18 protein-coding genes are annotated in these 16878 nt (G+C 67.4%); 10 read left to right on the top strand and 8 right to left on the bottom strand.

Annotated features, from left to right (window positions below):
- Positions 1–72: 72 nt before the first annotated feature.
- Positions 73–807 carry a glutamine amidotransferase gene (locus NS2_RS30995; RefSeq protein WP_033090878.1) on the bottom strand — a complete coding sequence of 245 codons (735 nt, stop codon included), beginning with the start codon at positions 805–807 and terminating at the stop codon, positions 73–75.
- Positions 808–893: 86 nt separating this feature from the next.
- On the opposite strand from NS2_RS30995, the gene NS2_RS30990 reads away from it, so the two are divergent.
- Positions 894–1547, top strand: a complete 654-nt coding sequence (locus tag NS2_RS30990; protein ID WP_081986312.1) for a class I SAM-dependent methyltransferase — start codon at positions 894–896, stop codon at positions 1545–1547.
- A gap of 87 nt (positions 1548–1634) precedes the next feature.
- Here NS2_RS30990 and NS2_RS30985 read toward each other — a convergent pair whose 3' ends face one another.
- The 4 genes from NS2_RS30985 to NS2_RS30970 all read right to left on the bottom strand — a co-directional run bounded on the left by NS2_RS30985 (position 1635) and on the right by NS2_RS30970 (position 5428).
- Positions 1635–2822: a polyprenyl synthetase family protein gene (locus NS2_RS30985; protein ID WP_235264022.1), complete on the bottom strand. Its 1188-nt coding sequence runs from the start codon at positions 2820–2822 to the stop codon at positions 1635–1637.
- Between the two features lie 83 nt (positions 2823–2905).
- On the bottom strand, positions 2906–3886 hold the full coding sequence (locus tag NS2_RS30980; protein WP_033090880.1) for a terpene synthase family protein: 981 nt from the start codon (positions 3884–3886) through the stop codon (positions 2906–2908).
- A gap of 118 nt (positions 3887–4004) precedes the next feature.
- Positions 4005–4781 (bottom strand): ABC transporter permease, encoded by a 777-nt coding sequence (locus NS2_RS30975; protein ID WP_033090881.1) that lies wholly within the window; start codon positions 4779–4781, stop codon positions 4005–4007.
- Positions 4778–5428 carry an ABC transporter ATP-binding protein gene (locus NS2_RS30970; RefSeq protein ID WP_228102793.1) on the bottom strand — a complete coding sequence of 217 codons (651 nt, stop codon included), beginning with the start codon at positions 5426–5428 and terminating at the stop codon, positions 4778–4780. The genes NS2_RS30975 and NS2_RS30970 overlap by 4 nt, the downstream gene beginning before the upstream one ends.
- Positions 5429–5779: 351 nt before the next feature.
- Here NS2_RS30970 and NS2_RS30965 point away from each other — a divergent pair, with 351 nt between their 5' ends.
- The 6 genes from NS2_RS30965 (at position 5780) to NS2_RS30940 (ending at position 10549) form a co-directional block, all read left to right on the top strand.
- On the top strand, positions 5780–6178 hold the full coding sequence (locus tag NS2_RS30965) for a nuclear transport factor 2 family protein (RefSeq protein WP_045439765.1): 399 nt from the start codon (positions 5780–5782) through the stop codon (positions 6176–6178).
- 322 nt (positions 6179–6500) lie between these two features.
- Entirely contained in the window at positions 6501–7721 is a 1221-nt protein-coding gene (locus NS2_RS30960) for a transcriptional regulator (RefSeq protein ID WP_033090882.1), read from the top strand.
- A gap of 232 nt (positions 7722–7953) precedes the next feature.
- On the top strand, positions 7954–9471 hold the full coding sequence (gene exaC, locus NS2_RS30955; RefSeq protein WP_036551400.1) for an acetaldehyde dehydrogenase ExaC: 1518 nt from the start codon (positions 7954–7956) through the stop codon (positions 9469–9471).
- 16 nt (positions 9472–9487) lie between these two features.
- Entirely contained in the window at positions 9488–9895 is a 408-nt protein-coding gene (locus tag NS2_RS30950) for a DUF779 domain-containing protein (protein ID WP_033090884.1), read from the top strand.
- Between the two features lie 106 nt (positions 9896–10001).
- The gene (locus tag NS2_RS30945; RefSeq protein ID WP_033090885.1) at positions 10002–10217 is read left to right on the top strand and encodes a hypothetical protein; all 216 of its coding nucleotides are present in this window, start codon (positions 10002–10004) and stop codon (positions 10215–10217) included.
- On the top strand, positions 10214–10549 hold the full coding sequence (locus tag NS2_RS30940) for a hypothetical protein (protein WP_062614388.1): 336 nt from the start codon (positions 10214–10216) through the stop codon (positions 10547–10549). Before NS2_RS30945 ends, NS2_RS30940 begins: the two co-directional genes overlap by 4 nt.
- Positions 10550–10601: 52 nt before the next feature.
- On the opposite strand, the gene NS2_RS30935 is transcribed toward NS2_RS30940, so the two are convergent.
- The 3 genes from NS2_RS30935 to NS2_RS30925 all read right to left on the bottom strand — a co-directional run bounded on the left by NS2_RS30935 (position 10602) and on the right by NS2_RS30925 (position 14415).
- Positions 10602–12155 (bottom strand): succinic semialdehyde dehydrogenase, encoded by a 1554-nt coding sequence (locus tag NS2_RS30935; protein ID WP_033090887.1) that lies wholly within the window; start codon positions 12153–12155, stop codon positions 10602–10604.
- A 278-nt stretch (positions 12156–12433) separates the two neighbouring features.
- On the bottom strand, positions 12434–12916 hold the full coding sequence (locus tag NS2_RS30930; RefSeq protein ID WP_033090888.1) for a hypothetical protein: 483 nt from the start codon (positions 12914–12916) through the stop codon (positions 12434–12436).
- Positions 12913–14415, bottom strand: coding sequence for an alkaline phosphatase (locus NS2_RS30925; RefSeq protein ID WP_033090889.1), 1503 nt, complete (start codon positions 14413–14415; stop codon positions 12913–12915). The genes NS2_RS30930 and NS2_RS30925 overlap by 4 nt, the downstream gene beginning before the upstream one ends.
- 239 nt (positions 14416–14654) lie before the next feature.
- Here NS2_RS30925 and NS2_RS30920 point away from each other — a divergent pair, with 239 nt between their 5' ends.
- The 3 genes from NS2_RS30920 to NS2_RS30910 all read left to right on the top strand — a co-directional run.
- Positions 14655–15911, top strand: coding sequence for a nitrate- and nitrite sensing domain-containing protein (locus NS2_RS30920; protein ID WP_052086977.1), 1257 nt, complete (start codon positions 14655–14657; stop codon positions 15909–15911).
- The gene (locus tag NS2_RS30915; protein ID WP_052086978.1) at positions 15833–16642 is read left to right on the top strand and encodes a sensor histidine kinase; all 810 of its coding nucleotides are present in this window, start codon (positions 15833–15835) and stop codon (positions 16640–16642) included. The genes NS2_RS30920 and NS2_RS30915 overlap by 79 nt, the downstream gene beginning before the upstream one ends.
- Positions 16620–16878: roadblock/LC7 domain-containing protein (locus NS2_RS30910; RefSeq protein ID WP_147207380.1), on the top strand; the 259-nt coding region annotated here is incomplete at its 3' end. The genes NS2_RS30915 and NS2_RS30910, both read left to right, overlap by 23 nt.

The following is a 16878-nucleotide window of genomic DNA, read 5'->3' as shown; positions in this document are numbered from 1 at the left end:
CCCAGCCACCCCCTCTCCCTCATCCAGGCGTCCTTGTCTTTTCGTCTTTTGGGTCTTCGGTCTTTGAGCGGTCTAAACCCGATACCGGCCGACAAACCGCCGCAGAATCTCCTGCGGCACAGTGATATGTTCGCGGTGCCCGAGTTCGGTGAGCGCCTCGGCTTCGCTGGGATCGAAATACCCTTCGTGCCGATAGATTTCGATGCGCAACTCCAATCCCGCCCCATCGAGCTCAGGATGGAACTGGGTTGCGTACACGTGGTCCCCAACCCGCACGGCCTGCACCGGACACCCTGCCGAAGTCCCCAGGAGAACAGCCCCCGGCGGCACTTCCTGACACGACTCCTTGTGCCCCACGAATGCCCGAAACGACTCCGGAAGACCCTGCAACAGAGGGTCTTTCACGGCTCCATCGGTGAGTTCGATAGTCGTCGCGCCAGCGGTCTCGGCATACAGCTCGGTACTCACCCGCCCGCCTAGCGCATCGGCCAGCATGCTCAACCCGTAGCAAGCCCCCAGATACGGAAAGTCCCGCCGGACCACCTCGATGACCAACTTCTTCAACTTGGGCTCGAATGCCCTCTGGTAATCGTACTTCTTGTCCTCGGGATAGCTGAGGTTGCTGGGCCCACCGCCGACAATGATCCCCCAATAGTCGTCGAGCGACACATCCGGCATCCCGCGATTCATCTCCACGCGCACCAGATCCGATCCGGCGAGTCCACCCGCGTCCAGAATCGCCTCGTATTCCTGATCGGAGGCCGCTTGCTCGGGTCGCAGCTGCAACAACAGACAAGGCTTGGGCATCCCCACATTGTCAATGCTTCGCCGCCCCCGGTTGACGCCTATCGGGGGATTGACCTCGAGTGAACTCGAGGTTGCACAGTGGAACCGTGACCAGACCGGTAGAAACCTGGAACACCGTCTACGACGAGGACACCGCCCCCTGGGTCATCGGCGAACCCCAGCCCGCCATAGTCGCACTCGAACGTGCCGGCGAGATCCAGGGCCGCGTCCTGGAACCCGGCTGCGGCACCGGCGAACACACCATCCTGCTGACCCGCCTCGGCTACGACGTGCTCGGCATCGACTTCTCCCCCAGCGCCATCGACCACGCCCGCGCCAACGCCGAAGCCCACAACGTCCCCGACGTCCGCTTTGAGGTCGCAGACGCCCTCACCCTCGGCGACCTCCCCGACTTCGCAGCGGCCTACCACACCGTTGTCGACAGTGCCCTCTTCCATGTCTTCGGCACCGTCCCCGAATCCCGCGCCACCTACCTCCGGAGCCTGCACCAGGTCTGCAAGCCCGGCAGTGGCGTCCACCTGTTGGCCCTGTCCGACACCGAACCCGGCTTCGGCCCCCGCATCAGTAACACCGTGATCCGCGAATCTTTCGGCGCGGGTTGGCAATTGGAGCGCCTCGAACCCACCCGCTACCGCAGCCGCGTCACCGCCGTCGTGGCCGATCAGGCGACCGGCCTCGCGGTATCCCCTACCGGCCTGGTGGACGTCGCCGCCTGGATGGCACGCATCCGCAGGCTCTGATACAGTCTGACTAACTCAAAAGTTATTGCTCAAAGCCAAAGTACCTGTAACCGTCGGTTACAGGTACTTTTCTTTTCGGCCCGCCGTTCAGCGATCGCGATGAACCACCAGCTGTGCCAGCGCCGTCAGATCATCGGAGGCCAGTTCGGCGGGCAGGGCCGTGAAGGCCGCATCGAGCGCCCCCGCCGCACGGCGCAGCGTGCGCTGACGGCCACCCGCCTGTTCGACCAGGTCTGCCGCCCGCGCCGCCCGAGCCGCGGTCATCGGGTGGCGAGAGTGGTAGAGCCGGGCCAGATCCCGTCCGGCGGATGTGTCGGATTCGAGGGCACACACGACCGGAAACGACTGTTTGCGATGGATCAGATCACTGTGGGCTGGTTTTCCGGTGATCTCCGGATCGCCCCAGATGTCGATGAAGTCGTCGACGAGCTGGAAGACCAGACCCAGTTCGGTGCCGAACGTGTGCATGGCGGACACGATCCGGTGATCGGCCCCCGCGCACAGCGCGCCGAGTGCGCAGGCGCAGCCCAGCAGCGCACCCGTTTTCCCCGCGGCCATGGACAGGTACTCGTCGACGCTGACGGCTGGGCGGGTCTCGAACGCACAGTCCTCGTACTGGCCCCGGCACAGTGTCACCGTGGTGCGAGCCAGCCGGATCACCGCCTCGGAGGACACTGCTTCCGGCGCGCCGTCACACAGCACGCCGAGAGCGATGGCCTGTAAGGCGTCACCGAGCAGCGTCGCATTGGTCTCGCCCCAGACCCGCCAGACCGTCGGGCGGCCGTGGCGAGTTGGCGAGGTGTCCATGACGTCGTCGTGCACCAGCGAGAAGTTGTGCAGCAGTTCGACCGCGGCCGCCGCGTGCACCGACTCCGAAACACTGCCCCCGCATGCCGCGGCGGCCGCAAAGGTCAGTGCGGGCCGCAAGGCTTTGCCCTGCGCCCCTTGGGTTTCCACACCCTCGGGATCGCACCTCCCGAAGTGGTACCCGGCCATCCGATCCAGGGGTTCGGCCAGTGAGCCGATCGCGGAACGCAGCACCGGTTCGATGGCGACCCGGGCCTCGCCCAATAATCGCCGCGCCCGCCGCTCGGTCGCCGCGTCGGGCGGGTGGGATATGGATTCGGCGGCGCGCACGCGGATTTCGTCATGCCCGGCGAGGGCGGCCGCCGCCGGACGGGACAGTCCCCATCGGCGTCTGCCCTCGGTGTGCTGTCCGGCGGTGAATCTGATCGGTTTCGACGCTCGCATACTCGGCCCCGCTCTCTCGGACACGAAAGCTCATGGTCCCATCACAACCCGAAACCTGGGAGTTGCCTGGGGATTCCAGTTCGGCAACAGCGGTCGGTTTCGTTTCTTCAGGTCAGCGGCACGCCGTGCTCGAGCGCCTCCACGGGTGCGCTCATATAGCGGGCCGCCTGATAGTGGTAATCGTGGTTCGCGCGCACATAGACGGTGTAGTTCCTGGCGGTGACCAGGGCGTCGGTGCGCTCGGTGCCGGTGAGTCCGGCATCGTCGATTTCGGTCGGCAGCCGCTCGACCGCGTCGAGCATGCGCTGGACGCAGTCCGAGAGCATGCCGTTGACCAGTTGCCGAGCCTGAACACGACTGTGCCCGTGGTGATATTGCGCGAGCAGAACCGAGTTGTAGAGATAGCCGGAGGCCTCGTCGGAGGCGACCGACATCACGTCGTTGAACAGTCCCATGTGCTCGACCGCGGCCTCGCGCAGCGAGCGCATGGCGGGCAGATGCCGCGCGGCGGCCGCCAGGTCCAATCCCTCGGCGCGTTCGCTGATGTCCAGGAATACGAACAGCGCCACCCCGTCTCGTCGATGAGCCCGATAGGTCTCGAGGTCGGGCAGATTCCCGGAGAGCCGTCCGACGCTCTCGGCGTAGTAGGTCCACAGCCAGTCGCGGATCTCCCCGCGCACGCTCTCGCGCCAGGCCCGGGAGCGCCCGTTGCACAGCCGCTTCCAGAGATCGGCGAAGGCGACCGCCAACACCCCCGAAGGTGTTGACGGACTGTCCAGTACGGACTCGATGGCGGTGATCGCCGACAAACACCGTCCGGGATCGGGGATCTCGATGTCGAACTGATCGTCCACTATGAAAGCCCAGGCCGTGTACTGGCTGAGCAGCGTCAATTCCGCGGCGTCGGCGCGCGGGCACCAGAGCGCGTACATTCGGGCCGGACGGGTGCGTTCCATCCGCCGCCGGGTCGGCTCGGTGGGCACCAGGTCGAAAGCCTCCAACCATGACCACATCCCCGCCTCCGCTTCCGGCTCCGAGGGGTTGAGCCCCGCGGTGTCGAACGGCATGAAGAATTCGAGTGCTTCCATACGAAACTACCTACCCCCCAGCTATTTTATCGAGGACATCGTAACGATAACGGCATTTCAGACGTATGCACTCGCATCTGAAATCTCAGTCATTAGGATTCTGCGGGGCGGACGGGCCTCAGTCCGGCAGCGCCACGAGCCGTTGCGCCCCATCGAAGAGCGTCCGCTCGGCCACCCGGGTGGCCGCCAGCGCCGCCAAAGTGGTTGCGGCGAGCAGCATGTACATCACCACGATCTGGTACCGGATGGCGGTCAGTGGATCCACGCCCGCCAGAATCAATCCCGTCATCGCGCCCGGCAGGGTGATCAGGCCGACCACCTTGGTCGAGTCGATGGAGGGGATCATGGCCGTCCGCAGCGCCGACCGCTGGCTCGGCAGGAACGACCGGTGCGCCGAAAGCCCCAGCGCCAGACGCGCTTCCACGGCGTCGCGGCCCCGGCGCGCGTCTTCGACCAAGCGGCGCAGTGCGATTCCGGTCGACTGCATGGCCGCGGACACGATCATCCCGCCCACCGGAACGACCACCCGCGCCTGGGTCGAGATGATGCCCAGCACGAGCAAGGATCCGAGGGTGATGGACGATCCGAACGCCACGCCGATGGTCGCCGACCGCACGGCGTGCGGCAGCCCCGCACCCCGGCACCCCGCCACCTGCCCGGCAATCAGAATCATCAGGACCACCCAGCCGAGCGCACCCGGTAACCCGGTGTGGCGGAACAGGATCAGCAGGATCGCGCCCACCGCGACCAACTGCACCCCCGCCCGCGCCGCCGCGATCACGAGTTCCCGCGCCAGATGCAGTTGCTGCCGATAGGCGATGACCGCCGCCAGCGCCACCAACAGCAGCGATGCCCCGACACCGGTCCAGTCCGGAACCGCAAACCCCTGCGTCATTCCTGGTTCCCCGCTTCCGCACCGCGGGTGAGCCGCCCGCCCGCCAATGTCCACACCTCATCCGCCACCTCGGCGACGAACCCCGGATCATGGCTGACCAGCACCACGCTGCCGCCCGCCCCCACATGCGCGCGAATCAACTCCCGGATCGCCACCGCCGAGGTCCCGTCCAGGGCCGAGGTCGGCTCGTCCAGCAGCATCACCTCCGGCTCCACCGCCAGCGCCCGCGCCAGGCAAACCCGTTGCGCTTCACCCCCGGACAGCTCCGCGCACCGCCGCGCCGCGAACCCGTCGGCCAGCCCCACCGCCGCCAGTAGCTCGTCGACCCGTTCGGCCCCCAGGGACCGCCCGACCTGAACTTCCTCGCCCACCGTGTCGGTGAGCAGTACCGGCCGCTGTGGCACCAGTCCCACCCGCCGTCGCAAACTCAGCACATCCAACTCCCCCACCGGTGTTCGATCCAGCAAAACCCGCCCGCTGTCGGGCTCCTCGAACCGGTTCAACAACCGCAGCAAGGTCGTCTTCCCCGCCCCGCTCGGCCCGACCACCGCGGTGCAGCGCCCGGCCCCGAACGTCGCATCGACCTCGACCAGCACCGACGTGGCCCCGTGTCCGAGGCTCACCCGCTCCAACATCAGACTGGGCACCCGCTTACCTTAGGCCGAGGTCACCGCCGGTCCGGTGCCGCACCGGTTTCCGGCGGTGTTGCTGCCTCCGCCCCGTTCCCCGGCCCCGCATCGACGGACCGGTCTGAACGAGATCTATTGCATCCCCGTATCTTTCGAAATCGGCAAGATCAATGCTCAGGTCGCCGTACGCTGGCCCACCGTCCGCGAACAGTTTCGGCAAGACTCGGAGGCACCATGCTGTCCCTGCAGGAGATTTCGGACCGCCTGGAAATCGAGGACTGAGGTTCCCCCCGAACGGTGGACAGATGTTTACGCAGCGTTCGCTGCGTCTGTCTCCAGAGACCGCTCGTAGCGGATGGGGCTGACCTCATGGTCCGCTATTCCCATGCGGTGGACACCCACCAGTGGGAGTTGCTGGACGAAATCTTCACTCCCGACGCCCACATCGACTACACCGCCATGGGCGGACCGGCCGGTGACGTGGAATCCACCAAGAAGTTCCTCGCCACCGTGATGCCCAACTTCTCCGCCTTCCAACACCTGATCAGCAACTCCTCCATCCGGGTGGACGGCGATCACGCCACCGCGCGCACCATGTGCCACAACCCCATGCTGGTCACCGCCGCCGACGGCACCCGCCGGCTGATGCTCTGCGGCCTCTGGTATCACGACACCTTCGCGCGGGTGGCGGGCGAATGGCGGATCCAGCAGCGCGTGGAGGAGAAGAGCTACATGTTCATCGCACCCGACGCCGTCCCGGGCAGCTGAATCGACCCCGGCTCATTCACCCTTCAGCCGGTCGAATCCGAGATCCTCGGCGCGGCGGCGGTTCTGGATCCATTCGGTACGGGAAGCCGACGCGGGCAGGTTCACGCCGGATCGGAAAGGGAGGACCATGATTCTTGTCTACCAGTGAAATCCGGAACCGTTCGAGGGCACAGCACGGGCGCGGGACCGGCCGGCGGCGAAGGCTGCGAAGCCGCACGGAATGAATTACTGCACGGACTGCAGCGAATGCGGCCCGCGCACCGGAACCGCGCGCCATCATGGGATATCGCTCGGTCCGGACGCACCGCGAGGAGTTTGCGCCATGACACAGCTGCCCGCCCCTGGGCATCACCGTGCGGAGCTGGAGAAGGCGTGGGCGCGCTGGACCTCCGGCACGGGACAGGCGCCGATGAGCACCGAGGTGGTGCTGCGCCACGAGGTCGTGGAGTCCTGGGAGCGTTCGCTGCGCACCGTCGACCCGGCCCGTGCCGTCGCGCCCGCCACCGATCGCGACGAATTGGGTTCGCGCTGGGCCGAATCGCCGCTGCGCACCCCGATCACCGAGATGGCCGGTGAGCTGCGGGCGCTGGCCGAGGACTCGGGCATGGTGGCGGTGGTGACCGATGACACCGGGACGGTGCTCTTCAGCTGTGGCGACCGGTCGGTTCGGCGGCGGGCCGAATCGGTCAATCTCGCCCCGGGCGGCTGCTGGGACGAGCCCTACATGGGCACCAGCGGCGTGGCGCTCTCGCTGCACAGCGGTCGGCCCGCATCGGTCTGGGCCGCAGAGCATCTGGTGGAGGCGCTGCACGGCTGGGTCTGCTACTGCGCGCCGATTCGCGCCGCCGACGGCCGCCAGCTCGGCGTGCTGGACCTATCCACCTATTGGGATCGCTCACATCCACTCATCCTCACAACGGTCCGCGCCCTGGTGACTGCCATCGAAGCCCGCGTGCACGCCGAACAGACCCGCCCCACCGGTCGCACCCGGCTGGAATCGCTGGGTGTGCCACGGCTGTACAAGCAGGGCAAGCAGGTCCCGATGCGTCCGCGCCAGCTCGAGATCCTGACGCTGCTGGCGCTGGAGCCCGAGGGCTTCACCCCGGATCGTCTGCACGAAGCCGTATATGGAGACCGGTCGGTGTCCTCGAGCACCCTGAAATCGGATGTCTCCCGGCTGCGTGCTGCCACCGACGGCCAGATCGCGGACCGCCGCTACATGCTCACCGAACCCCTGGCCTGCGACGCGGTCGAACTGCTCGCCGCGCTCGAGGCGGGCGATCTGACCACGGCCGTGCGCCTGTATCGCGGTCCGCTGCTGCCGGATTCGGATGTCCCCGGCGTCGCGCAGTGGCGCGAGTACCTGGATGTCTGCCTGCGCACCGCCGTGCTCGCCGACGGCAACCCCGAGCACGCCCTGCGCTTCGGTCAGCGCTGCCCCGACGATATCGAGATCCACGAGCACGCCCTGCGGCTGCTCCCGCACGGCGACAGCCGCCGTGCCCTGGCAACCGCCCGGCTGCACACCGCGCTGCACGCGTGAGGCCGGTGCGCGGACCCCGATGACGGCACCGCGTGCATGCCCACATGCGGTGCCGACCGACCCAAACCCATGCCCGGATTGTCTGGTCTTGCAATGGAATCCGCAGGTCGCGCCGTCGCCTTCGGCGTCAGTGACTCAGCAACGTTTCGCCAACCCGACGCCAACTTCCCGCCAACCTTGCCGGTTCATAGTGACCCCCGTCACCGCAGATATGCGATCAGGGAGCCGCGCCATGATCTATGCCAAACCCGGCAGCGACGGCAGCATCGTGAGCTTCAACCGCCGCTATGACAACTTCATCGGTGGTGAGTGGAAAGCGCCGATCGAGGGCAGATACTTCGACAATCCCTCGCCGATCGACGGCGAAACCTTCTGTGAGGTAGCGCGTTCGGGTGCCGCGGATATCGATCTCGCCCTCGAGTCCGCACACCGGGCCGCGAACGCATGGGGTGCCACGTCGGTGACCGATCGTGCCAATATCCTCAACAAGATCGCCGACCGGATCGAGGCGAATCTGGAACGCCTGGCCGTCGCCGAGACCTGGGAGAACGGCAAACCGGTCCGCGAAACCCTCGCCGCCGACCTACCCTTGGCGGTCGATCACTTCCGCTACTTCGCCGGTGTGGTGCGCGCGCAGGAGGGCTTCATCTCCGAGATCGACGCCGACACCGTGGCATACCACTTCCACGAGCCGCTGGGCGTGGTCGGCCAGATCATTCCATGGAACTTCCCGATCCTCATGGCCGCCTGGAAGCTGGCCCCCGCGCTGGCCGCGGGCAACTGCGTGGTCATCAAGCCCGCCGAGCAGACCCCGGCCTCGCTGCTGCTGGTCATCGAGCTCATCGCCGATCTGCTGCCGCCCGGAGTCGTGAACGTGGTCAACGGTTTCGGCGTGGAGGCGGGCAAGCCGCTGGCATCGAGTCCGCGGGTGGCCAAGGTCGCCTTCACCGGCGAGACCACCACCGGCCGCCTGATCATGCAGTACGCCAGCGAGAACATCATCCCGGTCGCCCTGGAACTGGGCGGCAAGAGCCCCAATATCTTCTTCCCCGACGTGCTGGCCGCCGATGACGACTTCCTGGACAAGGCCGTCGAGGGCTTCGTGATGTTCGCGCTCAATCAGGGCGAGGTCTGCACCTGTCCCTCGCGGGCGCTGATCCATTCGTCCATCTACGACGAATTCCTCGCGCGCTGCATCGAGCGCACCAAGGCGATCAAGGGTGGCAATCCGCTCGACGATTCGACCATGATCGGCGCGCAGGCCAGTAACGACCAGTACGAAAAGATCCTGTCCTACATCGATATCGGCCGCAAAGAGGGCGCGCAGGTGCTCACCGGCGGTGAGATGCGCAAGGTCGAGGGATATCCCAATGGGTACTACATCGAGCCGACCATCTTCGCGGGCCGCAATGACATGCGGATCTTCCAGGAGGAGATCTTCGGCCCGGTGGTGGCGGTGACCCGCTTCGACAATGAGGTCGAGGCGGTCACCATCGCCAATGAAACCCTCTACGGTCTGGGCGCGGGCGTCTGGAGCCGCGACGGGAACACCGCCTACCGGATGGGCCGGGCCATCCAGGCCGGCCGGGTGTGGACCAACTGCTTCCACGCCTATCCGGCCCACGCGGCGTTCGGTGGCTACAAGAAGTCCGGAATCGGCCGTGAGAACCGCCGCATGATGCTGGACCACTACCAGCAGACGAAGAATCTGCTCGTCTCCTATTCGGCGAAGAAGCTGGGATTCTTCTGAGTCTGCGAGGAGCGTGATGAAAGCCGGTCCCATTTCCCGGGTGACCATTACCGAGGCCGCGACGGACATGCTGCAGCGCCTGATCGACCACCACGGCCCGGTGATGTTCCATCAGTCCGGTGGCTGCTGCGACGGCAGCTCCCCGATGTGTTACCCGCTCGGCGAATTCCGGGTCGGCGTGGCCGATGTGCTGCTCGGCCGTGTCTTCCCGGATACGGCGTTCTGGATGAGCGCCGACCAGTTCGAATACTGGCGCCATACCCATCTGACCGTCGACGTGGTCCCCGGTCGCGGCGGTGGTTTCTCCCTCGAGGCCCCCGAGGGAGTCCGATTCGTCATCCGGTCACGCTTGTTCACCGATGCCGAGGCAGCGGCGTTGGAAGCGGCTCCCGCCCCGCTGCGCGGCAACGAACTGGCCGGATGAAGGAAGGTGGCGCGGCCGGTTTCTCCGGGTCGGCCGCGCCATCGCAAAACACTCAGTCCTCTCAGAACACTTACGGGGCCATACGAGTCGCCATACGATTGGCAATATGGGCAAGGCAACGTTCGTGATTCCCGATGACCTATTGGCCGCTGTGAAGAAGCAGGCTGGGAACGGCAAGCAGTCCGAGTTCGTCGCTCGCGCCATCCGGCAAGAGCTGCTGCGATTGGATGTCGAGGCCATCGCCGCTGCCGAAGCGGCCGCAGGTGGGCCGGACCTGAGCGTCGAAAAGGCCTTCGAAGAGGATGGATACAGCGACCTGTGACCACACCGCCGCTGCCCGGCTACGGTCCACGGTATCGCGGGGAAATCTGGACGGTTCGCGCCCCGATGGGGCCGGAGTTCTCGGTGATTGTCGCAGATCCCGACTGGCTCGCGGCGAGACGACCGATCATCGCGGCGTTCCAAGTGATTCCCCGGGCTGAGCGACTGACGGAATTGAATCTGCTGTCGATGGATTTGCCCGACGGACGTGTGGTAGCCGCCTACAAGCTGGTCACTCCGATGCGTGAGCGCTATGCGACTCTAGAGGGACGACTGGAGGGTTCGGATCTGGACATGCTTGTCGCGTTGATCGGCTACCGCTGGGACGTATGAGCGCTATGGCTGCCGATCGAGGACCGGGGTGGGTCCTCGATCGGCGGGATTCTCAGCGGCCGGGGAGGAAGCGGAAGCTGCGGGCCAGGGTCATGAGGAAGGGTGGCCACTTGTCCTGGGGGATGAAGGACGGGGCGTCGAGGTTGAGGAAGCGGGTGACGACGATGGCCTGGGGTTCGGTGAACTTCAGGAGGCCGTCGGGGCCGTGTCGGCGGCCGACGCCGGAGATACCCATGCCGCCCATCGGTGCGCCGGTGGTGCCCCAGGCGGGAGCGTAGCCCTCGTCGATATTGACTGTGCCCGCGTGCAATTGCTGGGCAATGCGCTCGCCTTCGGCTTTGCTGCTTGCCCAGACGCTGGCGTTGAGGCCGTATTCGGTGTCGTTGGCGCGGATGATCGCCTCGGCCACCGAGTCGACCGGGTAGATGGAGACCAGCGGGCCGAAGGTTTCGTTGCGGCCACACTCCATGGCGTCGGTGACGTCGGAGAGGACGGTCGGTTCGAAGAAGAGGGGGCCGAGGTCGGGGCGGGGATTGCCGCCCGCGAGGACCTTCGCGCCCTTGGAGACCGCGTCGGCCACATGCTTGGTGACGGTTTCGAGCTGGGATTCGGATATGAGGCTGCCGATGTCGGTCGAGAAGTCGTAGGCGGCACCGAGTTTGGCGGCTTTGACGGCGGCCACGAACTTCGTGGTGAATTCGTCGGCGACGGCGCGTTCGACATACATGCGCTCGATGGAGATGCAGAGCTGGCCCGCGTTCGAGAAGCAGGCTCGCACAGCGGCTTTGGCGGCCTTGTCGAGGTCCGCGCCGCGGGCCACGATCATGGGGTTCTTGCCGCCGAGCTCGGCGGAGAAGCCGATCAGGCGGCGGCCGCACTGCTCGGCCAGGGTGCGGCCGGTGGCCGAGGAACCGGTGAACATGAGGTAGTCGCACTGCTCGACGATGGCCGTGCCGACCACCGTGCCCGGTCCGGGGACCACGGCGAACAGATCGCGCGGCAGGCCTGCGCGCACGAAGAGCTCGGCATTGGCCAGCGAGGAGTACGGGGTCTGGCTGTCGGGCTTGACCACCACGGCATTTCCGGCCAGCAGCGCCGGAATCGAATCACCGACCGACAGCAGCATCGGGTAGTTCCACGGCGCGATGACACCGACCACGCCCTTGGGTACCGCGCGCACCGAGGCCCGATTCAGCACCGGGAACGCGCCCGGCGCACTGTGCGGCGCGAGCAATTGCGGTGCGACCCGGGAGAAATAGCGGGCCGCGCACATCAGCCCCATGATCTCTTCCTGCGCCGCCCACCGCGCCTTACCGGTCTCGGCCTGCACGATGTCCATGAGGAATTCGCGGTTCTCCACCACCAGCGCCCGGTACCGCTCCAGCACCTCGGCCCGCTGCTTGGGCGTGCGGTCGGCCCATTCGGCCTGCGCGGCACGCGCTTTGGTCATGGCGAGGGCGACATCGGCTCCGGTGCCCACCGGCACCGTGCCCAGGGTCTCGCCGGTGAACACCTCGGTGATCGCGCGCCCCGCGTGCTCCTGGGTGGAATCCACGGCCGCGAACGACCCCAGCCGTTCGAACACCGTGGCAGCCGGCACCGGCATCGTTGCCTCCTACTTACGAGTAACCTCGGGATACACACAATCTACCCCGCGATTCCGGCCCCGGACCGCGAGTGTCGAATCCTGGCCGCTCGGATCGGCTTTCCGGCCGAAACCGCTGGTGCGGCTGTAACCGATCGCGGTCGCGGAGCGAACAAACAGCCAGCAGGACCCCCGGGCAGGGATTTCACGGCGGAGGCAGCGCCGACGGATCTGGCCGCGATCCCGCATACGCACGAGGGGTGGGTATGCGGGATCTCCGGAACCGGTGCGGCCCGGCGCTATTCGTTCACCAGCACCGGAATCGACAGCATCGCGGCCGCGACCGCACCACCGGCCGGGTCGGCCGTGATCGCGAAGGGAATTCCATCGTTGCTCGGCACGTGGGTGCCACCCGCCACGGGTTCCTCGTCGGCGTGCTCGAAGGTCCCGGTGCCCAGCAGGCGCCCGCTCGCGTCGTAGAACGCGGCCCGCACCTCGAGCGCCAGCACGTCGCTGACATCGGAGGTAATGGCCAGCGTGCCGCGCACGGTGGCACCGTCGAGACGGATTCCGCTCAGCCGCACCCGATCCGTGAACGGTCCCGGTACCAGCCGCACCTCACCGGAGGCGAGTGACGCCGTGGCGGCGGGCGGCTCGGTCGTCCGCGGTGCGGGCATGGCCACCGTCGTGGGTGCTACGGCCGCGGGCCGGGGCGCGGCCGAACAACCCACGACCAGCACCGCGAACAAGCCGGCCAGCAGGACACCGGCGGTACGTCTCACGGCAGCAGCGCCTTGTGCATCTTGGTGTAGAGCGAGGTGTTGTCCTGGCTCGCCGCGAACACCTGCGCACCCGGTCCGTACGCGAAGATCTGCACGTCCGCGCCGGTGTGGTTGCCCGACAGATAGGTCAGCCACAGGCTCGCCTCGGCCGAACCGTCCTTCACCTCGGCCGCGTCGTCCGGGGTCCGGAAGGTCGCGGGCGCGAAGTTGCGCGGGTCCGCCTGTCCCGCACCATTGACGAACCCGGTGGAGCGCGCCGGATCCTTCACGTTGTCCTTGGCGTCGCGGCCGGGCTTGCCGTTGTTGGCCGGGTTGGTGGCATCGGCATTGGCCGGAGGCGCCACCGACTCGGCATTGGTGAAGGTGCCCTTTTCGATGATGTTGAAGCCCGCGCACTCGTGATCGGCGGTCACGACCACCATGGTGTGGCCGTCCTTCTTGGCGAAGTCCACGGCCGCGGCCACCGCGTCGTCGAACGCCTTCACCTCGTCGAGGGTCTGGGCGGCGTCGTTGGCGTGCGAGCGCTTGTCGATGAGCGCGCCCTCCACCTGCAGCAGGAAGCCCTTGCCGCCCTTGTTGTTCGAGAGCAGGTCGATGGCCTTGGTGGTCATGTCGGCCAGCGTCGGCTCCTGCTTCTCCGGCGCGGAGTCGGGCAGCGCGTTCTTGGCATTGGTGACGGTCATGTTCCCGCGGTTGAACAGGCCGATCACCTTGGGCGCGGTCACCGCCTTCAGATCGGCCGCGGTGGCAACCTTCTGGCTCTCCGCCGTCTGCGCCTTCAACGCCGGATCACCCATGTTGCCCAGCACCTGATAGCCGTTGTCCAGCATGGCCTTCTGATCGTCGGGCTCGAAGCGCGCCAGCCCGCCGCCGAAGATGACGTCGGCGGTGTTGTTGCGCGCGATCTGCTCGGCGATCGGGGTCACCAGCGTCTTGTCCGCCGGCTGTGCCTCGTAGCCGCCGTCGGGCTTCTTGGGCAGACAGGTCGACTCGCTGTAGGTCGGCCCCTGGCAACCGCGCAGCAAAGAGTGGCTGAACATGGCGGCCGGGGTGGCGTCGGTGATCTCGGCGGTGCTGACATTGCCGGTCGCGAACCCGGCCGCCTTGGCCTGCTCCATCAGCGTGGGCACCGACTTGCCGTACGCATCCACGCTGATGGCGGCGTTGTAGGTCTTCACGCCCGAGGCCCAGGCGGTCGCCGCCGACGCCGAGTCCGTCACCAGGGACGGCTTGGCGGTGCCGGGTTCGACGGCGTAGGTCGCGACCGCGCCGACATACGGCATCTGCTCCATGTTCAGGCGGCCGTTCGCGCCGACGAACCGCTGCCGGGCCGCGGTGACGTGGGTGCGGCCCATGCCGTCACCGAGCAGGTAGATGACATTGCGGACCTCGTTGTCGGCCTTCTTCTCCGACCCGCATCCGGCCACCAGCGACGCCCCGGCCACGGTGGCCGTCACGGCCGCGATCGCGCCGAGCCAGGCGCGCTTTCGGTTCTGCACTTCGTCTCCTCCGTCGTCGCGTCCGGTCGGTCGCGCGGCCCGAAGGTAGTGCCGAAAGTTTGCCCGCTTCCGACTCGCAGGAAGCTCGCAGCTGGCTCGCGGGTTAACGAATTCCGATCTTGTTGCGCGCGGCCCGGCTGACACCGGGCTTACGGGAGACGCACCGTCGGCGTCAAATCCCGTCCCGCGCAAAAGGACTCACGTCGCGCCGGTCCGCGCTCCGCAGCTACGTTGCAGCGATGCGCTTTCCGACGCTCGGGGTCCGGACCCGGATCCTGGCCATCGCGCTGGTCCCGAGCTTGGCGCTGGTGGTCATCGGTGTGAGCGCGGCCGGCGCCCTGGTGGACCGCTCCCGTCGGGCCCACAGCTGGGCCGACGAGATGCAGGCGGGCATCGCACCCACCCGCGAGCTCATCGAAGCCGTGCAGTCCGAACGACAGCTGACCCTGTGGCGGATGGCCGGGGTGGATACCGATGTGCGCCGCCTGACCACGGCCCGCCAGCGACTCGACAAAGCGCTGCGCGTGCTCGCCCCGACCCAGGCATCACTGTCGGAGATGGGTCCCGAGTCCATGAGTCAGGCCACCGACGCCGTCGGCGAGGTCGCCAAGCGGCTCGCGGGCCTGCGCTCCGGCGTGGACGCGGGCACCGCGGCCCTGCCCGATGTCTATGCCTTCTACAACCGTATTCCGCAGAGCGTCATGGCCGGTGTGGAGATCGCCGAGAAGACCGCGCCCGACGCGGCCACTACCGTGGAACTGACCCAGGCCGCGGACGTGCTGCACAGTCTCGAGGCAATGAGCCGGGCCTACGCCCTGGGCGCGGCACTGCTCGAAGGCAACGCCCTGTCCCCCGAGCTGGGCGCGGAATACCTCAGCCTGGTCGGCTATTACCGCACCCGGTTCGACGGCATCGTCAGCGCGTCGGACGAGAAGCAGTCCAACGCCGCGCAGGTGCTGGTGTCCGGCCCGGCCTGGCAGCGGCTGGGCGTGGTCGAGCCCGTGCTGGCCCAACGCACCCTGAACCCTTCCGACGGCTCCACGAAACGGGCTGCCGCACTGCCGATCTCGATCGCCGACTGGCAGCGCAGCGCCGACGAGGTCGCCCACGGGCTGGCCGACCTGTGGCAGGCCGAGAACACCGATGCGCAGGAGCTGGCCAGCTCGGCCGCCTCCGACACCACCCGCAAGTCCCTGTGGGCGGGCGCGGGCATGGTCTGGTCGGCGTGGTCGCGATCCTGGTCGCGCTGGCGCTGGCCAACCGGATCATCGGCAGGCTCAGGCGCTTGCGGGACCGCACCTTCGACCTGGCCGACGTGCAGCTCCCGGAGACCATGCGGCGGCTGTCCGCCGGCGAACTGCTCGACGCCGAGGTCGATAAACCCGGCCCGGACTTCGGCCGGGACGAAATCGGCCAGGTGGCAGAGGCTTTCGAACACGCCCATGCGACCGCCGTCGGGGCCGCGATCACCGAGGCCCGCACCCGCGAGGGCGTGAAATCGGTCTTCCTCAATATCGCCCACCGCAGCCAAGTGGTGGTGCACCGGCAACTGGAGATCCTCGACGCCGCCGAATCCCAGCAGGAGGATCCGGCGCTGCTCGACATCTACTTCCGCCTCGACCATCTGGCCACCCGCGAACGCCGCAATGCCGAGAACCTGATCATTCTCGCGGGCGGCCGCCCGGGCCGCCAATGGCGGAATCCGGTGCCCCTGCTCGAACTGGTGCGCAGCGCGGTCGGCGAGACCGCAGACTACACGCGGGTCCGAACCGGTCGCCTGCCACAGGCTTTCATCGCCGGGCTGGCCGTGGCCGACCTCACCCACCTGCTCGCCGAGCTCATCGACAATGCCGCCAGCTTCTCCCCGCCGCAATCGCGGGTCGAGATCTCCGGCGCGTCGGTGGGCCGCGGCGTGGCCGTCGAGATCAGTGATCAGGGCATGGGCATCGCGGCCGCCGACCTCGAGCGGCTCAACGTCCTGCTCGATGCCGCACCGGATTTCGGTGTCACCAGCCTGTCGGAGGATTCCCGGCTCGGACTGTTCGTGGTGTCCCGCTTGGCCGCGCGCCACGGCGTCTCGGTGCGGCTGTCGGACTCCGCCTACGGCGGCATCCGCGCCATCGTGCTGATCCCCTCGTCGGTGATCGTCGGCGAGATCGATCCCGGCGCCCGCCCTGCCACCCCAAACCGACCGGAAGGCGACGGTGAACACTTCCCACGCTGGTGATCTCGACTGGCTCCTCGACGACCTCGTCGACCGACTCGCGGGCGTGCGGCACGCGGTGGTGCACTCCACCGACGGGCTGCTGCTGGGCCGCTCGGCCGGGATGAGCCGGGAGGACGCCGAGCATTTCTGTGCCATGTCCTCCACGCTGTTCGGCCTTTCCCGCAGTGCCGGACACCGTTTCGACGCGGGCGGCGTGTGCCAGGCGGTCATCGAGCTCGAGCGTGCGGTGCTAATAC

It is taken from the genome of Nocardia seriolae NBRC 15557, assembly GCF_007990715.1.
Lineage (GTDB): Bacteria > Actinomycetota > Actinomycetes > Mycobacteriales > Mycobacteriaceae > Nocardia > Nocardia seriolae.
Note: the sequence above shows the minus strand (reverse complement) of the source record. Positions and strands in the feature narration are given on the sequence as shown.